The sequence below is a fragment of the Maritimimonas sp. 2405UD52-3 genome (assembly GCF_056591715.1).
Genome location: NZ_JBWQOL010000018.1, coordinates 1 through 900 on the forward strand (window position 1 = coordinate 1; position 900 = coordinate 900).

The window sequence follows — 900 nt, forward strand, 5'->3', positions numbered from 1 at the left end:
AATCGAATTGTTGCAAAAGGGAAGAGTAAAAAACTAGCGCTAATAGTAGTGTCCAATAAGTTATTAAAACAAGCTATTGCTATTGCAAAAGTGGATTACCATATGATGAAAACTTTGTTTCTAAATTAGCTTAAAATTACTTGGATTATAACTCAGTTCTTTGTTGTACGCTGGCTTTTATTTATTCCGAATAATTTTTTTCAAATTCCCCTATCGGCTTATTCAATTCAATCGCCTGATCTTTATTAATCTGCCCAATTTGTTCAGCTACCACAATGTTATCAATTACATTATTAAATTCATGAATATCTTTTATTCTTTTCCGTTTTAGAACAGCCTGAATTATATCTTTTCTTTCAAAATCAATTCCGTTTTTAAAGACTTCCGCCCAGAAATCTTCGACGTCTTTTCCGTCCGATTCATTCCAATAAATCAAAAAGTCATTTTCCAAATATCTTAGGCTGGCAACAGACTTGAATTGTGGCTCCGGATTGAGTGCAAGCTCCTTTATTTTCCTTCCCCAGTCAATAAAATGTTCCTTAGTCTTTCCATCTAAAGACTTCGAGTTGGTCACAATTTTTTCTGCAATGTCAACAGCTTTGGCAAGCCTTTCAGCTTTCTCTTGATATGTTCGTCTTTTTTTACTCATTTACAAATGCACGCCAACTCAAGGGTTAAACGTAGTTCTGCTTTGCGAATGAAAAGATAATAAATTCTTTATCAATAATTTGAGAATCAGACTTCCTATTACTCTTAAATTATTGATTGTCAATTAGCTTCACGTTAGTGAAGTGTTGATTGTAGAATTTATTAAATTGGGAATTCGAGGAGCAGGGCCAAATTACTTTTAACCGACGATGTCACACGTTTTGGCTCGAAGCTCGTTAAAGGTGATATACT

1 protein-coding gene and 1 pseudogene are annotated in these 900 nt (G+C 33.8%); one reads left to right on the forward strand and one right to left on the reverse strand.

The window, feature by feature from the left end; translation table 11 throughout:
* Positions 1 to 134: pseudogene (locus AC1EU5_RS15975) on the forward strand (IS110 family transposase); the annotation flags it as partial.
* Positions 135 to 181: 47 nt separating this feature from the next.
* On the opposite strand, the gene AC1EU5_RS15980 reads toward AC1EU5_RS15975, so the two are convergent.
* A complete protein-coding gene (locus tag AC1EU5_RS15980; RefSeq protein WP_480193419.1) occupies positions 182 to 649 on the reverse strand; it encodes a hypothetical protein in 468 nt (155 codons plus the stop codon).
* Between the last annotated feature and the right edge of the window lie 251 nt (positions 650 to 900).